The organism is Streptomyces sp. NPDC048473 (genome assembly GCF_043200155.1).
Taxonomy (GTDB): domain Bacteria; phylum Actinomycetota; class Actinomycetes; order Streptomycetales; family Streptomycetaceae; genus Streptomyces.
The window spans coordinates 1-1,401 of sequence record NZ_JBICXE010000188.1; the positions used below are offsets into that span (position 1 = coordinate 1).

At 65.6% G+C, this 1,401-nt stretch carries 1 protein-coding gene; it reads left to right on the plus strand.

Features of this window, described 5'->3' with window-relative positions; all coding sequences use genetic code 11:
• Positions 1 to 1,206 (plus strand): IS4 family transposase (locus tag ACGFU7_RS48155; RefSeq protein WP_393705152.1); only part of this gene is annotated, 1,206 nt, incomplete at its 5' end.
• Positions 1,207 to 1,401: the final 195 nt, after the last annotated feature.

Consider the following 1,401-nt stretch of genomic DNA (forward strand, 5'->3'; position numbering starts at 1 on the left):
CAATGCCGTTGCTTTTGGGGCTGGCAGGGCGTTGGGCTGTTCGTGTTGGTGTCGCGTCTGGAGCGGCTGGGGTTGGGGATCTTGACCCGATCCTGTCCGCCTGAGTTGGTGGACCGGGTCGTTGCTGAGGCGGCGTGTGTGGAGAAGCGTCGTCGCCTGCTGTCTGCCAGGTTCACGGTGTACTTCGTCCTTGCGTTATGCCTGTTCCCGCGTGTCGATTACCTCGAAGTCCTGCGGCTGTTGAAAGCAGGCGAACGAGGGCTGAGGCCGTGGTCGGGCGTGAACAAGTCGTCCCTGACCAGGGCCAGACAGAGACTGGGCTGGACAGTGATGCGCGACCTTTTCCGTGCGATGACGCGACCACTGGGACAAGATCCCGAGCTGTTCCATGGTCTGCGTGTCCTGGCTGTCGATGGGATGCTGCTGGCGGTGCCCGACTCGGTCGGTAACCGGGAAACGTTCGGTAAATGCGGTTCGCAGCGGAGCCCCATGGGTTATCCGATGGCGAGGATGGTCGCTGTGGCGGAATGTTCCTCGCACGCGGTCCTGGACGCGGTGATCGGTGGTTGGAAGGACTCCGAGCGGATCGTGTCCGACGAACTGGAGCGGCATGTTGGCGACAGCACATTGCTGCTGGCCGATCGCGGATTCTGGGGCCTGGCCCGCTGGCACCGGCTTCGTGACCGCGGCGCCCACCTGTTGTGGCGGACGGATCGACGGATCGCCCGCAGGGTCGAAGACGTCCTGGCGGACGGAAGCTACCTCGCCCGGATCGAGGCGAACAAGCACAGCAAAGCGGCCGGGACCGTCAAAGCCCCGCCGGCCCTGGTCCGGGTAGTCGAGTACCGGATCGACGGCCAGGCCGAGGTGATCCGGCTGATCACCAGCCTGATGGACCACGAGAAGTACCCCGCTGCCGAACTCGCCAAACTGTACGCACGACGCTGGGAGATCGAGCTCGTCTTCGACGAGATCAAGACCCACCAACGCGACAGACCCGTCCTCCGCTCGCACACCCCCGACGGCGTCCGCCAAGAGATCTTCGCCCACCTGATCGTCCACCACGCCACCCGGGACCTGCTCGACGAGGCCTCCCGCATTGCGCAGTGCCCGGCGGAGCGGACCTCGTTCACCCGGGCCCTGCACGTCGTCCGCCGGTCGGTGATCGCACCGACCGGCTTTTCCCCCCTCGGCACGCAGCCGTGACCGCCGCCTCGGCGTCGCCGAGATCACCAAGGCCTTGCTGCCCCGACGACGGTCACGAGACTGCCCGCGGAAGCTCAAATCGTGCATCACCCCGTTCGGCAGCAAGGCCTCTGATGAACCTGCCAGCCGGCGCCGATCGGCCGTCACCATCGCCCTGAACCACAGATGGCAGTAGCCCCAAAAGCAACGGCATTG